The sequence below is a fragment of the Aquimonas sp. genome (assembly GCF_044377145.1).
Classification (GTDB): Bacteria; Pseudomonadota; Gammaproteobacteria; order Xanthomonadales; family Xanthomonadaceae; genus Aquimonas.
The window spans coordinates 1-18,807 of sequence record NZ_JBILJQ010000037.1 but is presented as its reverse complement, the minus strand read 5'-3'; the positions used below and the strand labels follow the sequence as shown (position 1 = coordinate 18,807).

The window sequence follows — 18,807 nt, the reverse complement described above, 5'->3', positions numbered from 1 at the left end:
GGCCTGCTTCGATCGCCGCGTCTATGCAATGCCGCATGCCAGATCGACCGCATACACAAAGCCCCGCTCAAGGCGGGGCTTTGTGCTTACGCGTGGTGTTCCTCAGCGACTCATCCGCGCCGCCGCATCTGCAGGCCGGCGACACCCAACAACAGCAGCATCAGGCTCAGCAGTGCCCACGGCGCATCTACCGGAACCACAGTAGGGCTCGGGTTTGACGGCGGCGTCGGGCCGACCGCGTCTTCGTTGTTTGGGTCGATCGGATCGAACTGGTCGCCGCGCACCGTCGCCACGTTGCGGTAGTTGCCTGTCGCACGCACGCGCACCTGCATCACCAGGGTCTCAGTCTGGCCCACCGCAAGGTTGCCCACGGTCCACAGGGGCGCGGTGTAGCTGCCCTGGCTCGGCGTGGTGCCCAGCAGGTCATAGCCCGAGGGCAGCGCGTCGGTCACCACCACATTGGTCGCCGCCGCCGGGCCGTTGTTGCGCACGCGCAAGGTGAAGTTGATCACCTGGCCGAAGCTCGGCGTCATCTGATCCACCGTCTTGATGACCTGCAGATCGGCGATCGCCAGCGGGTGCGTCGTGGTGCACGGCGAGCACACCGGATCCGGGTCGCCGCCGCTGCCGCTGATCGTCACGCTGTTGCTCACCGTGCCGGTTGCACCTGCCTGCACCGTCGCCGTGTAGCTCAGGCTGTAGCTGCCCACTGCGGTGCCGCTCGGCAGGCTGCAGACCAGCGGCTCACCCGCGCCGCAGGTGAACGGGCCCGCCGTCACCGCGCCGCGCAGCAGGCCGGCGCCCAGGGTGTCGGTGAGCTGGAAGGCCGCCGTCAGCGGCGCATCCGAAACGGTCGCCTGCAGGGTGTAGGTGATGGTGTTGCCGACCACCACCAGGCTGCCGCTGGCCAGGTTGGCCGTTTTCGCCAGGGCGACGTTGGGGCCGCCCACCGGGGTGGTGATGGTGCTGTTGCAGCGCGCCGCGGCCGGGCAGCCCGGATCGCCGCCGCCGCTCACGCTCGCCGTGTTCTGCACGCTCGGAATCGCAGCGGCCGTCGGCGTCACCGGGATCACGAAGTTGACCGTGGTGCTGACCGCTAGGCCAGAGGCAATGGTGCAGGTCACGGTCTGAGCTGAGGCCGTGCAGCCGGCTGGCAGCGTGCCCAGATTCAGGCTGGCCGGCACTGCGTCGGTCACCGTCGCCACCGCTGTGGTTGCCGCGCTGCCGGTGTTCTGCACGCTCAGCGTGTAGCTCGCCGGCGTGCCGACCACGAAGCTCGCTGCGCTGGCCGTCTTGGTGATGCTCAGCTGCGGGGCGTTGACCGGCGTGATCTCGGTATCCGAGCAGCGCACGGCAGCCGGGCAGGTCGGATCACCACCGCCGACAACGTTGGCGGTATTGGTGACGCTGGGCTGTGCGGCGGCAGTCGGCGTCACCGGAATCACGAAGCTCACGTTCGCAGCCGGTGCGAGGCCGGCAGCAATGGTGCAGGTGACGGTTTGGCCGGTGGCCGAACAGTTGGCCGGCATGGCGCCGAGGGTGAGGCTCGCGGGCACGGCGTCAGTGATGGTGGCGGCCGCGGTGGTTGCGATGCTGCCGCTGTTGGTCACCTGCAGGGTGTAGCTGGCCGGCGTGCCGACCACGAAGCTCGCTGCGCTGGCCGTCTTGGTGATGCTCAGCTGCGGCGAGTTGACCGGCGTGATCTCGGTATCCGAGCAGCGCACGGCAGCCGGGCAGCCGGGATCACCGCCGCCGCTGACGCTGGCGGTATTGGTGACGCTGGGCTGGGCAGCGGGAGTCGGCGTCACCGGAATCACGAAGCTGACGCTGGCAGACGGTGCGAGGCCTGCAGCAATCGTGCAGGTGACGGTCTGGCCTGCGGCCGAACAGTTGGCCGGCATCGCACCCAAGGTCAGTGAGGCCGGCACCACGTCGGTCACGGTCGCGACGGCGGTGTTCGCCGCGCTGCCGGTGTTGGTCACCTGCAAGGTGTAGCTCGCCGCCACGCCGACCGTGAAGCCCGCACTGGCGGTCTTGGTGATCGTCAGCTGCGGCGAGTTGACCGGCGTGATCTCGGTGTCGGAGCAGCGCGCTGCGGCCGGGCAACCCGGGTCGCCGCCGCCGTTGACGCTGGCGGTATTGGTGACGCTGGGCTGTGCGGTGGCGGTCGGCGTCACCGGAATCACGAAGCTGACGCTGGCAGACGGTGCGAGGCCGGCGGCGATCGTGCAGGTCACTGTCTGGCCTGCGGCGGAACAGCCGGCCGGCATCGCACCAAGGGTGAGGCTGGCTGGCACGGCGTCAGTGACGGTGGCGACCGCGGTGGTTGCGATGCTGCCGCTGTTGGTCACCTGCAAGGTGTAGCTGGCCGGCGTGCCGACCACGAAGCTCGGCGCACTGGCGGTCTTGGTGATCGTGAGCTGCGGCGAGTTGACCGGCGTGATCTCGGTGTCGGAGCAGCGCGCTGCGGCCGGGCAACCCGGGTCACCGCCGCCGCTGACGCTGGCGGTATTGGTGACGCTCGGCTGAGCAGCGGCGGTTGGCGTCACCGGGATCACGAAGCTCACGCTCGCTGACGGCGCGAGGCCGGCCGCAATCGTGCAGGTGACCGTCTGGCCTGCGGCGGAACAGCCGGCCGGCATGGCACCAAGGGTGAGGCTGGCCGGCACGGCGTCAGCGATAGTGGCGACCGCTGTGGTTGCGATGCTGCCGCTGTTGGTCACCTGCAAGGTGTAGCTGGCCGGCGTGCCGACCACGAAGCTTGCTGCGCTGGCGGTCTTGGTGATCGTCAGCTGCGGCGAGTTGACCGGCGTGATCTCGGTGTCGGAGCAGCGCGCTGCGGCCGGGCAACCCGGGTCACCGCCGCCGCTGACGCTGGCGGTATTGGTGACGCTGGGCTGTGCGGCGGCAGTCGGCGTCACCGGAATCACGAAGCTGATGCTTGCCGACGGAGCGAGACCCGCGGCGATCGTGCAGGTCACTGTCTGGCCTGCGGCGGAACAGTTGACCGGCATCGCACCCAAGGTCAGTGAGGCCGGCACTGCATCCGTCACCGTCGCCACTGCGGTGGTCGCAGCCGTACCGCTGTTGGTGACCTGCAGGGTGTAGCTGGCCGGCGTGCCAACCACGAAGCTCGCCGCACTCGCTGTCTTGGTGATCGTCAGCTGCGGCGAGTTGACTGGCGTGATCTCGGTGTCCGAGCAACGCACTGCAGCCGGGCAACCCGGGTCACCGCCGCCGCTGACGCTGGCGGTATTGGTGACGCTGGGCTGTGCGGCGGCAGTCGGCGTCACCGGAATCACGAAGCTGATGCTGGCCGACGGAGCGAGACCCGCGGCGATCGTGCAGGTCACCGTCTGGCCTGCGGCGGTGCAGCCCGCCGGCAGCGTGCCGAGGGTCAACGAGGCAGGCACAGCGTCGGTCACAGTGGCGGCGGCGGTAGTCAACGAGCTGCCGGTATTGGTGACCTGCAGGGTGTAGCTGGCAGGAACCCCGACGACAAAGCTGGCGCCGCTGGCGGTCTTGCTCAAACTGAGCACCGGCGGATTCACCGGGTGGGTGGTGGTGCACGGTGAGCAGATCGGAGTGGGGTCGCCGCCGTTCGCCGAAATCACCACAGCGTTGTTCACCGAGCCCACGGCCGAGGTGTTGACGCTCGCGCTGTAACTCAGCGGATAGGTTCCGATCGGGGTGCCGGCGGGCAGGCTGCAGATCAGCGGGTTGGTTGCATTGCAGGTAAACGCGCCAGCCGTGATTGATCCGAGCGTAAGCCCAGTGCCCAGCGTGTCCGTGAGCTCCAGCGCACTGATCAACGGTCCACCCGTGATCACTGCCTGCACCGTGTAGGTGATGGTGGCGCTGATGTTGACCGCACTGCCGCTGGCGGGCGCCGAGCTCTTGCTGACGCTGACCTCTGGTTGAGTCTGGATCAGGGTGCTGCCATTGGCGGTGTTGTTGGCGATGCTGTTTTCGGGCGTGCTGGTGCTGATGCTGGAAGACACCGGCACCGTCCCTGGGGCTGGCGCGGTGTACTGGAAGTTGAGACTGAAACCATCGCCCGGCGACAGGCTGGTGGGCAGACCGGTGAAGCTCACCACGCAGGTGCCCGGGTCAACGCTGAAGGTGGCCGGGGCGATGCCGGGGAAGTCGATGCCCGCCGGGCAGTTGCCCGGGCTGCCGATGGTCACGCTGTAGACCAGACCCTCGGCCGTTGATGTGGCCGCGCCAAGATTGCTGAAGCTCACGATGCCGGCGACGGTGGAACCTGTTGCGGCCGAAGCCGGCACAGTCACCGTGGTAGCGACGTCGGAAACGATGATGTCAGTGCTGCCGCTGGCGCTGTTGGGCGCGATCTGGCCTGGCGCCTCGTTGGTGGCGCTGATGGTGGTCTGCACCACCTGTGGGCCACTGTTCGGGGCCGGGTAGCTGAACTCGAATACCAGCTGCGAGGTGGGCTGGATCGCAGCGGGCAAAGTTGCAGGCAGGCCTGCGAAGGTGACCACGCAGGTGGTGGGGTTGTAGCTGGCCACCGTGACGCCGGGGGGCAGTACGGTGAAATTGACGCTGGCCGGACAATTGCCCGGGGTGCCGATCCGCGCGGTATAGCCAACGCCGGTAGCCTCGGTGTCACCGGCGTTGTAGAACACCAGGGTGCCGAACACGGTCTGGCCCGGAAACGCGCTGCTGTCCACGGTGACCACGGTGCCAACATCCGCACCGACCACCGGCGGAATGATGATCACCGGCTCGGAGAACGAAGGCGTACGCTCAAGCGCCCATGTGTCCAGCCCCTTGGCGGTTCCAAAATGCGCGGCTGCCGCGTTCAGGCAATCGGTATTGGGGTCTTCGCTCGCCTGCGGGTAGAACCGATAGAAGATCCCGGCGCCATTGAAGTTGGAGTCGCTGGAGTCGACGCCCAGCAGCGAATGGTTCGGGCTCGGCTGCACCTGTAGATGCCCGGCACCGCACAGGTGGCCGTTAAGCTCGCCCACCGCAGTGCCGTTGCGAGTGACATAGCCGCGATCGTCGAAGTAGACGATGGCGTCCTGCGAACCGTTCAACTTGCGCACGGTGGGGCCGCCGAGCGCCATGCCCTCGGTGTCGATGATCGGGAAATGAACTTCGCCGTTGCGACCTGCGATGCGGTAGCGGTACCCGTTACCCACGGGAAACAGCGCGCCCGTGTTGTCGCGGCCGTTCCACCACACCGTATGGGTGCCCGACAGCGCGTTGCCGGTCAACACTTTGTTGGACGGGTTTGCCGGATCGAAATCGACACCGTCGCGGCTGACCACGATCTCGTAGGTCAAGGTGTTGATGGTCGTGAAGGTGAACACGCCACCGGCGCCCAGCGTGGTGGTGTCACCGCTGATCGTGCCGGTGAAGGTCACACTCGTCAGCTGCGGCACCGGGGGCACCGCGGGCAGGCCAAGGGCACCGAGCACGCGGCTCACTTCAGCGGCGTTGGCGCCGGCTTCGCGCACGTCGGAAAAGAAAATCGGATATTCAGGGGCCTGCGCGACGATGCCGCTGCCGCCGGGCAGAATATTCGTCGCCAGCTGGTTGTCACCGCGCACGTTCTTGTACAAGGGCGAGCCGCCATCGAGGAAGCCGGCCCGGTTCGCGTACAGCGCGTAGGCAAACGGATCCAGCGCGTTCATGCGCTGCTCGTAGCGATAGCCGTCTTCAGTGATGTAGTAGAGCGTGTGGAACACTCGGCCGGCGACACCGTTGCCGCCGGTGCGTCCGATCCATGCATAGGTGAATACGCGAGCGTTGATATCGGTGCGTGTGCTCGCATCGGCGCGGATCTGCACCTCCCAGGCCGACACCCGGTTAGCCAGGATGAGCGGGGGATCGCTGGCAGGCACTGCGTTCTCGGTCTGAGTGCCGGACGACGCGCCCGTGAAGCGCACACCGTAGACGCCGCTGATCGGGGCACGGTAGGCGCAGGGCAGCCAGCCATTGAGTGCCGTCGTTGTGCCGTCGGCGCTGTTGGGCCCTGCCAATTCGGCCGCGCGGGTGGCGATGATGCCGCGCCCGGTGCCACCAAAGCTGCCCACGGGCGGGCTGGTGGAGGAACAGGTGAAATCGGCGGTACCTGGAACAGTCTCCAAGCCGCGCGCTCCAAAACCCTGCGGGTTGTAGACGAAGATGTCGCCGCCATTGTCGCGATTACGCGAGCCCAACAGGATCAACTCACCCGCTTGCGCGTACACGTACAGGAACTGTCGGTTGCGAGCGACGCCCGCATAGGTGTTGTTGTCGATCACGTCCATTGGCGCACGCGCGCCTGCGACGGGGTAGCTCGCAGGGAAAAGCGTGCGGCTGCCTTCCGCCAGGGTTGTCGCTGAGCCGAACAGTGCAGCTGCGCCGGCCAGTGTCGCCAGCAAGAAGGCTTGCACTCGTGAACGTCGCGCGGGCGCGCGGCGGGGGGACGTATCGATAGTCAAGATCAGCTCCTGGGATGGCAGACAGCAGTGCCGGCTGGCGCCTCTTGAAAGGCGCGACGGCGGTGTGATGCGACGCGCTGCGAATCTGCACGAAATGCGCCAAGCAGTGTGCGTAAGTTCGCAAAAAATGAAAAGTTTTGTGCCGAGCTGTGCGCGCTCCGTCAACAACCGCGTGTGCGCGTAGTCCAGCGCTCGGCGGACTGGGGTTGCAACCGCGAATGCCAGGAACGATGCCTGGGGCCGGCGTGTCCCTGTTCGGCCTGCGCTTGGCTGCTTTGGCTCGCCAGCGTTCGGAAAGCTGACGCCCGGGGTCACTCGGCGACGCATTGCGGGGCGGCCGAACCCGAATTCACGCCAGGTCGGCAACGAGGCGGGGACAGGGTTTGATCAGGTTCCCGCGATTCGCGGACTCGGCAGGGTGCAGCCGACAGTACCCGCCGAGCCCGCTCGTGCCGCGACAGGGCGCCTTCGAAGCAGTTCCCCGAAACGTGAATTTGACACATGCTTCTAAATGCAACGCGGCCTATAAAGGCATCGCATTCGCATCCGAGCCCAAGCCCATGCCGATCCGTTCGATCCGCCCGAACCCGCTCGCGCGCCGACTCAGCTATGTCGCCTACGCCGGCCTGCTGCTGACGACGCTGGTGCTACTGGGGCGCGTCGAGGCCGCCGAATTCACCCCGACGCGCACCGACGAGATCCACCCCAATCCGCACATCGGCTTCATGCTCTGGGGCACCACCCCCGGCAGCGCCAATCACTACGGCGCGCGGATCCATCACGTCTACGTGCCGTGGCGGGAGATCGAAACCAGCGACCAGGAGTTCGACTGGGCCGGCTTCGAGCAGCGCCGCCTGCAGCCGCTGATCAACGCCACCCCGAACGCCACCTTCGTCCTGCGGCTGGTGGCCGACTATCCCGACGGCAGCTTCAGCGGGCTGAGCACCTACTACACCGGTGGTCAGCTCCAGCGCGACTATCCGCTGTTTCTGGAGCAGGCGCCGCTGAACATTCCGGCGGTCGACTACAGCAGCTGTGACGGCGACGGCCCCGGCCGCACGCCGGACTGGAACCATCCGCAGATGGCACTGCAGATGACCCAGCTGATTACCGCCCTGGCGGCCCGCTACGACGGCCATCCGCGGATCAGTGCGATCCAGGTCGGACTGCTCGGCCTGTGGGGTGAATGGCATCAGTCGGGCTGCACGCAGAACGCGCCCGCCGCCGCGATCAAGGCCAGCGTGCGCGATGCCTATGCCGCGGCCTTCAGCCGAACGCCGCTGCAGACCCGCTACGCGCGCAATCCGGATGCGCTCGGCGTCGAGTTCGGCTTCCATGAGGACTACTTCCCGTCCTTCACCGCGCTGTGCTCGCGCTTCAGCCCGGCGATGCCGCGCTGCAGTTCCGGCGGCGACTGGAACCTGGAATGGGCGATGGCCAATGTCACGCCGGGCTCGCGCGACAACTGGCGCAGCGGGCCGATCTCCGGCGAGAGCCCCTTCAGCGACCAGAAGAACACCTGGACCGCGCGCACCGCCGATGTGCTGAGCCTGTTGCGCGACTACCACTTCAGCTTTCTCGGCCCAGCCGGCAAGCATCAGGAATCCGGCCACAGCAGCGCGATGAACCAGATTCGCGCCGGCCTGGGCTATCGCCTGCATGCCGATCGCGTCAGCCTGCCGGACAGCCTGGTGCCCGGCCAGCCTTTCAGCCTGAGCGTCGAACTTGCCAACAGCGGCGTGGCACCGCTGTATCACGGCCATGTGCTGGCGATCGATGGCCTCGACAGTGGCGGAGTCACTCGCTTCACCCTGCTGCTGGGCGCCGACCTGCGCGACGCCCTTGCCGGCACACCGCTGCTGATCAGCGAAACCCACAGCCTGCCGACCAACAGCGCTACCGGCAGCCACAGCCTGCGGCTGCGCCTGATGCCGCTGGTGCCGGGCAGCCCGATCGTGCTGTTGAACAGCGGCCCCCGCGATGCCGACGGCCGGGTCGTGCTGGGCTCGATCAATGTGCTCAGCGCGGCAAACGGCCCGCTGTTCGGCGACGGTTTCGAGGCGCTGTAGCCCTCGCGCCTCAGCGCCAGCTCTGCCGCAGCCGCACCCAGGCCCGCAGCATCACCAGCGGGCCCAGCACCCACTGCACGAGCAACACCAACCACACCAGACCCGGCACCTCACGCCACTGTGGCGCTGGCGATGTTCCGCCAAAGCCCGGCGCCGGCGGCTGGCTCAGGTTGTAGAGCAGGGCCGCCTCGCCCAGCAGCGGCGCATCGGCGACATCCGACAGCAGACGCGGCAGCAGCAGCCGACCGTTCGGCAGCGGAACGCTAGCCGCGATCGCCTGCAGCGCCACCGCGCGCGCCTCGCGCTGATCACCCAGGCTGCGCGCTGCGCCCAAGCCGAACGCCGTGGCCGAAGTGCCGAAGCCAGCCAGCACCGGCCCGGAATCGACGTCCATATAGAAACCATCGCCGCGGCCGTGCTCGAACTCGCGCCAGCCGCTCAGCCAGAAGCCCTGCGACCAGAATTGCTCACGATGCCGCGCCGCCCACGCGCGCGCGGCCTGCGGCCAGACGAATGGCGCGGAATGCAGCAGCCAGGCGTTGGCACAGCCGCGCACCTCGGTCGCCTCTTCGCCGAACCACGCATACGGCGGCAGCGCGAACTGCGGCGCCATCGCGTCGACAAAGCCGCGTAGACCCTGCGCAGCGAGCGCGCTGTGGTCTGTGCCCAGCACCGCATCGGCGCGCAGAATCGCATGCCACGCCGCAGCCACATCGGCGGGAAACGTCTGTTCGGGATAGTCCGCCAACAGACCCGTCTCCGAGCCCGCCAACTCCCGCGCCAAGCCCTGCACCTGCTGCAGCAACAGTTCACGATGAGGGCTCTCGCCGGTCAGCCGAAGCTGTGTCGCCAAGCCATCAATCAGCAGCATCCGGTAGAACACATTCTCGCGGCTCAGATACTCCGCAGCGCCCCAATGCTGCTGCACCCAGCTCGCCTGCCCCGGATCGGCCAGCAGGTCGGCCGAGGCATCGATCGCCGCGCGCGCGTAGACGGCTGGCCGATCGCTCGTTGGTGCGCGCTGCCAGGCCTGATCCAGATTCTCGGTGGCGCGCAGAAAGAACACGCTGCCGAACAAAGGCCACTCGGTGCCGGCGATGTCATGCATCGACAGCCGCGCCGCCGCGCCGCTGGCGACCCGCTCACGCGCCCAGTCCGCGTACACCGGCGCCAGTGCCCGATGCCAACGCCAGGCCTTGCGCGGCGGGCTCCGGCCCACCCAGATTCCGATCCAGCAGCGCACGCGTAAGCTCGAAGCCCGGCCACAGCAGCAGACAGAAGCTCACCGCGGCGAGCGCGAGGGCGTAGACGGTCAGGAGCGTGCGGCGCATGGGGTGGCCTCGGTGGTTGAAGGGCGGCGGCCTACTCGTACAGCGACGAAGAAGCCGCAGGCGAATACTCGCTGGCCAGAAAATCAATGCCTAGCAGCACGTCGAGGTTGGCTTCGATCAGGGTCTGCAGCGGGTTCTCAAGGTCCGAGGCATCGCCCTGCAGCTCGGCGGCCTTGCCAGCGGTGAGGCGGAACAGGCGAATGGCACTGATGGGGCGGTGGATCTCGTTCGTGTTGGCCGCTGGGGCGATCGCTATAGATAGAAGCACACACGCCAGCCATTCCCGATGGTGTCTACAGCGTTGACAGATTTCCCAACCGGAGAGCGTCGAGCCAGAACTGGGCTGTTTCGGACACTCGCCGCTTCCGCTGAGTGGCTGGACCGTATTCGCCTGCCGCAACCGTCGCACACCCTTTCGTGGTGCCATGTTGCTGCCAGGCGCACTCGCGCCGCGCATGTCTCGCATGGCGGACACGCTGCGTAGCTGCGATGCAGCCTGGAATCGGTGAGTTGCGTTTTGACGATGGCGGGTCACCGGCGCGACTGCTCCAGGTGTCACCGGCTCCCCCCGGGACGCGTAGCCGGATGCAGTCGATGCGGGACATGAGTGCAGCCGCCGCGCTTCCCTGTTCTTGTCGGACCGCCGCAGGACCAGAGAGCTCCAGTTCAATCGCGACGTTCTCCAGCGGGGCACGGCGGGCGTCTTCCTCGCGGTGGCCACTGCTCTCGTCAAGTTGCTTCTGCAGCGCTTCAAGCTCGGCGTCGATCTTCGCGCGGTCGCGGCGGCTTTGGTAGATCGCGTGGATGCTCTGCTGGATGCTCACGTCACCACCACCAGGGCAAGTGTTGTAGACGCGGCCTCGGTTGGCGAAACACGGTCGCCCACAGCAGCAAGGCCGGCAGCTTTCAGGGCCTCGAAAGCGGCACTCAAGCGCTGCTTGGCAAGGAGCGGCGAAGCGGCGGGCAGGTCAGTACCAGCGCGAATTCGAGGCTTGCGTGGACCATTTTTTCACCGGTGTCTTGCCCGCCGAAGAGCCGAGCGAGGCCCCGGACTCGGCGACCCTGGTGCGCAGCCTGGCTGCTGGATACGGGGACCACCTGGCCGGACTCCTCGACCAGCAGATCGAGCTGGCCAGCTACTTCCGCTTCCTGCTGTCGCTCTTTCCCGACCGCGCGGAGCTGGTTCGGGGCCGCCAGCAAGCCGTCGAGGCAGAGCCCGACTTTACCGGTCCGATAACGCCGACGGACGGGTTCTTCGACCCCGACCGCCCGAAGCCTTCGCCTGCCAGGTCACGGCCACCCTTGAGGGCCAGGGCCTGCTCTGGGCCTGGGCGGCCGAACCGACCGCGGAGCGGATTCGTGACTCCTTCATCCGATGCGCCGAGGGCTTGGTCGACGGAATGAGCTCCCGTGGCTGAGCGCAGCGGTCGTTTCGAGCCAAGGGCCAGCATCATTTCCAGCGAGGCGCGGGGCACTGAATCAATCAGATACTGCACCGCGCTCCCGCTGCCCGCGCCAGTTCGAGGCACGATACTCCGCCACTTTCGGCAGTTCTCATGCAATGGTTGAGATCGTGCGCCCGAACGCCCAGCGCATCGGTGCCCTGATCCAGGGCACCGCGGGCCGCTCTTATGTTGGCTTCAATATGGACCTCGGCATCGATCCCGGGGTGTCACGGCACGGCGAGAACGCGCGCAAGTCCGAGCTTATGGCCGAGGCCGGCATGCTCGCCCACTTGGCCCTGCAGAGCGCGACCAGCAACGCCGCCAAACCGCTGGGCGAATGGGAAAGCCAGGGCAGCCTGGAGGTTGGCAAGTTGGCCGATGTCGTCGCTGTGGCCGACAACCCGATCGAAACCAGCAGCCTGATGCGCAATGTGCCCTGCGTGATGAAGGCCGGCGCCGTGGTCAAGGCGCCCCGAGGCCTTCCGTCAATGCGATGAACGTGGACGGAAACGGGGGCGCGCTGGCGCCCCGTTCTGATTGTCCTGGCGGATACTCTCACGCCTCCGCTGGCGCGGGCTCGCCGGCATCGAGATAGCGCTGGAAGCAGAAATCGCAGACCGCACGGAAGTTCGCCACCTCCAGCACCACAGCGTTGATCTCGCCCTCGCGCTGGATCACCGCCTCGCAGCCCCCGCACCAGATCGCCGGTGTCGGCTCATCCGCTGCGTGCTCGGGCTCGAAGTAGAACAGGCGCTGCGGGCTCGTCGCGCGCAGGTTCTGGAACAGATGGTCGCAGACGAAGCGCGCCTCGCGCTCGCCGTGGGTGCCGCACTGCAACGTGTTCGCCATGCCTGGTCCTCTGATCTTCCGCGTCCGGTGTTCGAGGTGCCGCGCTCAGCGAAGCGAGGCCTTGACCAGCAGAGACCAAAGCCCCAGCACGGCCACGAAGTTCAGCATGAACACCAGCCCGCGCAGGCGCACGTTGGTGGTGAACACCTGCACCGCGCTGTGCAGCACTCGACCGGCGATGAAGGCCCAGGCCAGCAGCAGAGCGGCGCCCGATGGGCTCGGCAGCAGCAGACAGGCCAGATGGAAGAACAGCGGCCACTCGAACTGATTCGACAGATTGGCGCTCAAGCGCGGCTCGATCGTGGCGAACGGATTCGAACCATCCGCTCGACGGCCGATGCCCCAGACCTTGGGCGCACGCGCCACGGTCAGCGCGGCATACAGCAGCGCGGCCAAGGCCAAATGCGCGGCCATGGGCAGGATCAACGGGTTCAGCATTGGCGGAGCTCCTCGCGAACGGTGCTGCGAAAGGTACAGACTTGCGCGGTGCCTGAATCGGCCACGTGCGACGAATACAGATCACTGCCGCCGCCATCGCCAGCGCTCGGGGAGACTCTGTGATGGGTGCCCGAGGTGTCCGTTCGCCTTCTCGCTCCGCGCGCACTTCTGTCCTGCAAGCCCAGCAGCACTGTCCAAAGCTGTTCGCTCCACCAGCCAGCAGCCAGCGGCCAAGCCGAGAATCGGCGGAAAAGCGGACCGCGCAGGAGGATTTGGAGCCCGGCCAACCCAAGTCCGACAGGCTGCTAGAGGGCAGGGCTGGCGCCCAGCAGGCTCAGCACACTGGTGAGCGTTGCTTTGCGCAAGCGCTCGCGATCCAGATCGGGCTGCATGGCCAAGCGCACCGTCAGGCCCTCGAACAGCGCGTTCAGCAGCTCGACCAAGGCGGGCGCGGGCACCTGCGGCTTGATCAGGTCGCGCTTTCGCAGGGCCTCGACGCTCTCCAGAAGCGCCTGTCGCCCGAGTTGATCCTCGCGTCGTAGAGCCGCCATCAAGGGTGCATTGCGGCAGGCCTCGGCCATCACCTCCATCTGCAGTCGCAACAGTGCCGGGTCCAGTACTTCGCCGAGCAGCGTGTCCACGATCGCGGCGAGTTCCTGCCTCGGTCGGTCACTGGTCGCGAGCGATTCGAACATCGTCACCGACTGCGCGCGGCTCACTTCTGCGAAGGTCAAGACGAGTGAGTCCTTGTTGGCAAAGTAGCGATAGAGCAGGCCCATGCTCAGGCCGGCCGCCTTGGCGATTTCGGCCATGCTCGTTTGGTGAAAGCCTTTTTCGGCAAAGCAGACACCTGCCGCCTGAAGAATCTGCTGGCGGCGCTGTTCTTGGAGTTCCGGGTTCGCGGTGCGCATGGTGAGGATTCGCTGAATGAGCGCTCAGTCTACCTTGACCGGCGAGCAGTCGATACATAAAGTGAACGCTCACTCATTTATGGAGCTGGGCCGTGGACGTTCTCCCCGCGTTTCCCCCGAGCGGCATCGAGCAGTGGCTGGGCCTCGCGGCCGCGGTGCTGGGCGCGTTGCTGCTGGTCTTCCTGCCGTTCGAACTGTGGCAGCGCCATCGCGCCGGAACGTTGAATCGCAAGGCGGTGCTGGAGATGCTGGCCTCGGCGAGCGTGACCGTGCCAGCCGTCCTCATGGGCGGCGTGGTGCTGGGCTTCATCACCGCGCTGTGGGGCGGGGCTGCGGCACTCAGCCCATGGTCGATCCCAACTACCCCATGGACGGCGCTCGCGTGCGGGTTGCTGGTCGACCTCCTGTACTACTGGGATCATCGATGCGCGCACCAGTTTCGCCCGTACTGGGCGGTCTCCCATTCGGTGCATCACAGCTCGCATCAGTTCGACCAAACCACCGCATTGCGCGTGTCGTTCGTGGACGGATTTCTCTCGCCTTGGTTCTACCTGCCGGCGGTGTTCGTCGGCTTCAATCCGGTGCTCGTGGCTGCCTGCTTTGGCCTGATTCTGGCGTGGCAGCAGTGGATTCACACCGAGACCGTCGGTCGCTTGCGGTGGTTCGATGGCTGGCTCAACACGCCGTCCAACCATCGCGTGCACCACGGTGTGCAAGTGCAGTACATCGACAAAAACTACGGCGCGGTCTTGATGATTTGGGATCGCCTGTTCGGCACGTTCGCGCGCGAAGAAGAACCTGTGCGCTACGGGCTCACACAAGCTATCGACAGCAGCAACCCGTGGACCATCCACACACTGGAGATCGGGCGCTGGTGGCGCGATGTGCGTGCTGCTCGCAGTGGCCCGGAGCTGTGGGGCGCGCTGGTGTCCATGCGCAAGTCTGCGGGCCAAACGAAAGGTGCGGCCTGAGCTGCCACCCCCTCTGCTGGATCAGCGCCATTGCAGCTTGCTGGATTTGGCGGCTCGCCGGCTTCGTTGAGGCAAACAGCGCCGACGTTGCCGATTCCGATTGATCGATAAACGGATTGCGATTGCCTTGGTAGCCTTGCACTGCATCATCGCGCAGGCGTTCCTGTGCATTGGGCGGGTCGTGCTGATGCCAGGTCAGCACAGTGCTCAGCAGGCCCACGTCGCGTCGCAAGAAGCAACCGGACTGACAACGCATTGTGAGAACCAGAACCAGTCATCCTGGATACGACTCACGACCTTGAGCGTGTCGTTGCAACGAGGCGTGCGCGCAGGGGATGGAGAGGGAACACGCAGGCCATCCACCCGCCACACCCAGGGAACAAGGTCTCGTTCAGCGCGATCTGGCAAAGCAGCCGCATGTGGCTTCCCTGCTCCGGCCCCAACGGCCAGCGGGGCGGCCCGATCCAAACCGGCTGCCCCCCGAACTTGGTCGCCGGCCCATAGATCGCCTGCGGCGGACCGTTGATTTCAAAGGATGTGCTCTGCACTAAAGCTCACTTTCGTGAGGAGTATGACCTTGCGAATCGGCAGGCGCAGCTGCCAGAAACGTAGCGCAGCCCAGGCGATCAGATCCGAAAGCACATGCGGCTCTGCATTCGGTTGACAGCCTGGAAAACTGCGATCAGTCTTGCTCTCGGCTCGCCTGAACTGTGCTGGCGTAGAACTCTTGCCTCAAAGCACCATTACGCTGAGCCTCACACGCGCAGTTTGGCTGCGAGCCTGTCCACGAGGCATCACATCGACCAGTGACCCAGACTCGCCCGCCGTGCGCGCGGCGCGCTGGGCTCGACCACCCCACGTTGGAGGAAGACACATGCGCAACGCTTCGATGAGGAAAACACGCGCGCTCCGCGCGCTTGCCGCCACATGTGCGATCGCCGTTGGTTCTTCACTACTGCCCGTCATGGCACAAGCAGAGCAGCCCGCGAAAAACTGGATGAGTGAGTACGTCAAGCTGCGTGTTGCCGAACGCACAATGGCAGCGATGCCTGACCTGCGCGAGGCTGACATCGAGAAGATGATGGGGCCGATGATCGTTGGCGGCACGCTGGCCACCGCCTCTGACAACCCATTCCAGGTGGCCTTGCTGCAGAGGAACATTGCGAACACCGCCAACGCCCAGTTCTGTGGCGGCACGCTCTACAAGGCCAACTACATCATCACCGCCGCACACTGCAGCGACTTCGTCACCACAGGTCAAGTCCAGGTTCTGACTGGCACCCGCAGGCTCGATGGCAGTGGCGTACGCCGCAATGTGACGCGCATTGTGATCCACCCGAGCTACAACGCGAGCACCTACGACTATGACGTCGCGGTGTGGCAGCTCTCATCATCGGCAACAGGCGCCCCCCTCGCATCGCTTGCGACAGCGGACCCAGCGCAGGGCACGGCTCTGCTGGCCACCGGTTGGGGTGCAACCTCGGAAGGCGGCAGCTCACCGATCGACCTTCGAAAGGTATCCGTACCGCTGGCCAGCCGTACGAACTGCAACGACTCCAACTCCTACAGTGGAGAGATCACCAGCCGGATGCTCTGCGCAGGCCGCGACAGTGGCGGCATCGACACCTGCCAAGGTGACTCAGGGGGTCCGCTCGCCCGCGGTTCCGTGCTGACCGGCATCACGAGTTGGGGCAACGGGTGCGCAAGCCCGAACTACTTCGGCGTCTACACGCGCATTTCGAACACTGCAATCCGCAACTTCATCACCGGCATTGCCGGATCCTGACCTGCGCGCAATCGAGCTGCAGGCAGGCCAGATCGAGTCCAACAGTCCACCGCACTCACCCGCGATCGTGAATGTCGCAGGCCAGGGCGACGTTCTCTACACGACATGCGCCGGCCTTGGGTCGGCGCATGTCAGCAGACCAGCATCCCAGTGCGCGGCGCCGATCCGGCCAGGTGCCGAGAGGCGACGCCATCCGAGGCTCCGCGTGGGGCGATCACAGGCACAGAGCGCTATGCAGTTTCGCCTCGACCTTGACGAAAGCGCCATGCGCGGACCAAAGCTCGGGGCAGGTCTGATCAGCCGAGAACGCAGCTTCCCCGCCTGCGCCAACCGGGCGTAGAGGCGATGAATCATGCGTCGGCCACCCGCGCACAGGCCAGCAGCGTGTCGTCTTCGGCTCGGACAACCCGTGTCGCCGGAAAGACGGCGCCGGGTCCGATCGCCAGGCCGCAGCTTGCGCCTGCCCACGAAAACGTCCCGCATCGCTGCGGGGCTTCCGTTTCCGGATCCTTCCAAAGCGACAGCGGCCGCTAGCGGTCGCCGTGCGTCGTGCATCGAGCTGCAGGACTTGGAAGTCCATGCCACTCATGCTGCCGATGCCGTGAGCGTGGTCACCGCCGGCCGGGGCGTCCTTCTTTGCAGCTCGGCGACCATGGCTTCGGTGGTGATCACCAGGCCGGCGTTGGCGCGAAGCACCTGGTAGCCGCGAAGCGGCCCAACCAGGCTGCGCTCTGCGCGCCGTGTCATGAACTGCCGACAGTGGGCCCAGCCAACGCGCAAAGCAGCGTGTGCTCGGGCTCGAGGCGCGCGCAACCTGCAGCGACCTAGGCAAGCGAGCGCTGACCCCGGACCTTGTCACTCCCTCCGACGCAATGGCTTGGCCTTGCGTGGGCTGCGTCGCGGGGTCGCGCCGTCCTGCGGATCACGCCAGACCATGTAGACATCGGCTCGGGCGTAGTGCGAATCGGGCTTGATCGAGGGCTGCCGCTCGAACCCGAGGCTCTCGTACAGCCGCAGGGCCGGAATGAGCTTGCTGTTGGTCTCGAGGAACAGTCTCTGGCCGCCGCGGCGGCGGAACTCCGCAATGGCCGCCTCCAGCAACGCGCGGCCGATACCCAGCCCCTGGCGCGACTCGTCCACGGCCATCTTGGTGAGTTCGTAGGATTTGGCCGCATCCGGCAGCAGCGCGCAGGTGCCCACCACGTCGTCGCCGAGCATCGCGAACAGGATGCTGCCGCCTCGGGCGAGGATCTCCGGCTCCGGGTTGGATAGCACGCGATGGTCGATTTCCTCGACATAGAAGTATCGACGCAGCCAGGCTTCGTTGAGCCGAAGGAAGTGCGGCGCGAGCGCGGGCGCGTAAGGCACGATCCGCAATGCGTCGCGGGCGGCTCCGGCGCCGCGCGCGAGCACTTCGTCGGCGAGTGTCGGCGTGATCACCCTCTCGAACGTCGTCAGCGCATGCAACAGGTCGATGCCATGCGCGTGGCAGTGCGCGGCGTAGACGTCCTCGATGGCGCGCCAGTACGGCTTCGCCCTGCGCAGTTCAGCCTGCGCCTTCGGAGTGATGGACAGCCGGCGCACGCGTCCGTCCGTGGGGTCGGCTTCAACCGCAAGCCAATCCAAGGCGAGCAGCCGCTGCGCGAGTTGACTCACGGCGGAGTGCGTTTGGCCGACCGCCTGCGCGATCTCTCCCACCGTCAACGCGCCACGGTCGTTGAGGATCCGCAACACCGGCAGCCAACGCGCCTGAAGCTGCAAACCCAGCGCCCGGTACACGTCGTCCGCGACGGCGTACACCCGCTCGCTGACGGCACGAAGTCGGCTACCCAGGGCGACCAGGCCCAGGCGGGAGATGTATTCCATGACGTCCTTCCAGTCGTTGTGTAAGGCGTAACATATCTGCCCGTGAAAGCGCTCGCAACGCCCCGGCGCACAGCGCCGAACGCGATCCAAAGGCGCGCCGACGGTCTGTGGTGCGACAAGGGCAGACAGATGCGGCGGCCCGCGAACCCGTGTCGACAGGCGCCGGGGGGCATGCGCAATCGAAGCCCGGCGCGAGAGCCGTCAGCGCGGCGCCGATCCGCATGACGTCGGGGCCAGACTCGATACGCCGCAGTCAAGCTACGGTTTTGATGACGGGGAATCGTTCTGTGGGCCCACGTTGCAGGCGTCCGGCGATGCGATGAACTGGCGCGGTTCGCCGGCGTTGGTGACGATCTCGCGCAACGGGGCTTCCATGGCGCGTGGCGATCACGATGCCGTGGTTCTGCTCTTCGTTGATGCCGCGCAGATCGCGGATCGCGGTCAGCGCACGGATCAGTGCCACGCCGCCGCCGGGGACCACGCCTTCTTCCACCGCTGCACGGGTGGCGTGCAGGGCGTCTTCAACGCGGGCCTTCTTCTCTTTCATCTCGATCTCGGTGGCAGCACCGACCTTGATGACGGCGACGCCGCCGGCCAGCTTGGCCACGCGCTCCTGCAGCTTCTCGCGGTCGTAGTCGGAGGAGGTCTCCTCGATCTGCGCCTTGATCTGCTTGATGCGGGCCTGGATG

13 protein-coding genes and 2 pseudogenes are annotated in these 18,807 nt (G+C 66.4%); 4 read left to right on the top strand and 11 right to left on the bottom strand.

The window, feature by feature from the left end:
• Nucleotides 1–110: 110 nt before the first annotated feature.
• Nucleotides 111–6,404, bottom strand: coding sequence for a hypothetical protein (locus tag ACIQ7H_RS12375; RefSeq protein WP_395791875.1), 6,294 nt, complete (start codon nt 6,402–6,404; stop codon nt 111–113).
• A gap of 608 nt (nt 6,405–7,012) precedes the next feature.
• On the opposite strand from ACIQ7H_RS12375, the gene ACIQ7H_RS12370 reads away from it, so the two are divergent.
• A complete protein-coding gene (locus ACIQ7H_RS12370) occupies nt 7,013–8,521 on the top strand; it encodes a DUF4832 domain-containing protein (protein ID WP_395791873.1) in 1,509 nt (502 codons plus the stop codon).
• A 10-nt stretch (nt 8,522–8,531) separates the two neighbouring features.
• On the opposite strand, the gene ACIQ7H_RS12365 is transcribed toward ACIQ7H_RS12370, so the two are convergent.
• From ACIQ7H_RS12365 to ACIQ7H_RS12350, 4 genes are read right to left on the bottom strand one after another with little or no spacing between them, the layout of a single operon-like run.
• The gene (locus ACIQ7H_RS12365; RefSeq protein WP_395791871.1) at nt 8,532–9,686 is read right to left on the bottom strand and encodes a hypothetical protein; all 1,155 of its coding nucleotides are present in this window, start codon (nt 9,684–9,686) and stop codon (nt 8,532–8,534) included.
• Complete coding sequence (locus ACIQ7H_RS12360) at nt 9,664–9,852, bottom strand: hypothetical protein (RefSeq protein WP_395791869.1); 189 nt, start codon at nt 9,850–9,852, stop codon at nt 9,664–9,666. Before ACIQ7H_RS12360 ends, ACIQ7H_RS12365 begins: the two co-directional genes overlap by 23 nt.
• Nucleotides 9,853–9,883: 31 nt before the next feature.
• The gene (locus ACIQ7H_RS12355) at nt 9,884–10,120 is read right to left on the bottom strand and encodes a hypothetical protein (protein WP_395791867.1); all 237 of its coding nucleotides are present in this window, start codon (nt 10,118–10,120) and stop codon (nt 9,884–9,886) included.
• Between the two features lie 25 nt (nt 10,121–10,145).
• Complete coding sequence (locus ACIQ7H_RS12350; RefSeq protein WP_395791865.1) at nt 10,146–10,676, bottom strand: hypothetical protein; 531 nt, start codon at nt 10,674–10,676, stop codon at nt 10,146–10,148.
• 737 nt (nt 10,677–11,413) lie between these two features.
• Here ACIQ7H_RS12350 and ACIQ7H_RS12345 point away from each other — a divergent pair.
• Nucleotides 11,414–11,794 carry an amidohydrolase family protein gene (locus ACIQ7H_RS12345; protein ID WP_395791863.1) on the top strand — a complete coding sequence of 127 codons (381 nt, stop codon included), beginning with the start codon at nt 11,414–11,416 and terminating at the stop codon, nt 11,792–11,794.
• Nucleotides 11,795–11,852: 58 nt separating this feature from the next.
• On the opposite strand, the gene ACIQ7H_RS12340 is transcribed toward ACIQ7H_RS12345, so the two are convergent.
• The 3 genes from ACIQ7H_RS12340 to ACIQ7H_RS12330 all read right to left on the bottom strand — a co-directional run bounded on the left by ACIQ7H_RS12340 (nt 11,853) and on the right by ACIQ7H_RS12330 (nt 13,495).
• Nucleotides 11,853–12,146 (bottom strand): hypothetical protein, encoded by a 294-nt coding sequence (locus ACIQ7H_RS12340; RefSeq protein WP_395791861.1) that lies wholly within the window; start codon nt 12,144–12,146, stop codon nt 11,853–11,855.
• A gap of 45 nt (nt 12,147–12,191) precedes the next feature.
• Nucleotides 12,192–12,584: an MAPEG family protein gene (locus ACIQ7H_RS12335; RefSeq protein WP_395791859.1), complete on the bottom strand. Its 393-nt coding sequence runs from the start codon at nt 12,582–12,584 to the stop codon at nt 12,192–12,194.
• 305 nt (nt 12,585–12,889) lie between these two features.
• Nucleotides 12,890–13,495, bottom strand: coding sequence for a TetR/AcrR family transcriptional regulator (locus ACIQ7H_RS12330; RefSeq protein ID WP_395791857.1), 606 nt, complete (start codon nt 13,493–13,495; stop codon nt 12,890–12,892).
• A gap of 92 nt (nt 13,496–13,587) precedes the next feature.
• On the opposite strand from ACIQ7H_RS12330, the gene ACIQ7H_RS12325 reads away from it, so the two are divergent.
• Nucleotides 13,588–14,466, top strand: a complete 879-nt coding sequence (locus ACIQ7H_RS12325) for a sterol desaturase family protein (RefSeq protein ID WP_395791855.1) — start codon at nt 13,588–13,590, stop codon at nt 14,464–14,466.
• 106 nt (nt 14,467–14,572) lie between these two features.
• On the opposite strand, the pseudogene ACIQ7H_RS12320 reads toward ACIQ7H_RS12325, so the two are convergent.
• Nucleotides 14,573–14,722 (bottom strand): annotated as a pseudogene (locus tag ACIQ7H_RS12320) (endonuclease); the annotation flags it as partial.
• Between the two features lie 618 nt (nt 14,723–15,340).
• Here ACIQ7H_RS12320 and ACIQ7H_RS12315 point away from each other — a divergent pair.
• Complete coding sequence (locus ACIQ7H_RS12315; RefSeq protein WP_395791853.1) at nt 15,341–16,252, top strand: serine protease; 912 nt, start codon at nt 15,341–15,343, stop codon at nt 16,250–16,252.
• Nucleotides 16,253–17,107: 855 nt separating this feature from the next.
• On the opposite strand, the gene ACIQ7H_RS12310 is transcribed toward ACIQ7H_RS12315, so the two are convergent.
• On the bottom strand, nt 17,108–18,208 hold the full coding sequence (locus tag ACIQ7H_RS12310) for a GNAT family N-acetyltransferase (RefSeq protein ID WP_395791851.1): 1,101 nt from the start codon (nt 18,206–18,208) through the stop codon (nt 17,108–17,110).
• A 243-nt stretch (nt 18,209–18,451) separates the two neighbouring features.
• A pseudogene (locus ACIQ7H_RS12305) lies at nt 18,452–18,807 on the bottom strand (TCP-1/cpn60 chaperonin family protein); the annotation flags it as partial.

What these genes read in the sequence shown, in the direction of transcription:
- ACIQ7H_RS12335 (WP_395791859.1), bottom strand. Translation starts at nt 12,584, where the DNA reads ATGCTGAACCCGTTGATCCTGCCCATGGCCGCGCATTTGGCCTTGGCC.
- ACIQ7H_RS12370 (WP_395791873.1), top strand. Translation starts at nt 7,013, where the DNA reads ATGCCGATCCGTTCGATCCGCCCGAACCCGCTCGCGCGCCGACTCAGC.
- ACIQ7H_RS12330 (WP_395791857.1), bottom strand. Translation starts at nt 13,495, where the DNA reads ATGCGCACCGCGAACCCGGAACTCCAAGAACAGCGCCGCCAGCAGATT.
- ACIQ7H_RS12340 (WP_395791861.1), bottom strand. Translation starts at nt 12,146, where the DNA reads ATGGCGAACACGTTGCAGTGCGGCACCCACGGCGAGCGCGAGGCGCGC.
- ACIQ7H_RS12360 (WP_395791869.1), bottom strand. Translation starts at nt 9,852, where the DNA reads ATGCGCCGCACGCTCCTGACCGTCTACGCCCTCGCGCTCGCCGCGGTG.
- ACIQ7H_RS12315 (WP_395791853.1), top strand. Translation starts at nt 15,341, where the DNA reads ATGCGCAACGCTTCGATGAGGAAAACACGCGCGCTCCGCGCGCTTGCC.
- ACIQ7H_RS12345 (WP_395791863.1), top strand. Translation starts at nt 11,414, where the DNA reads ATGGTTGAGATCGTGCGCCCGAACGCCCAGCGCATCGGTGCCCTGATC.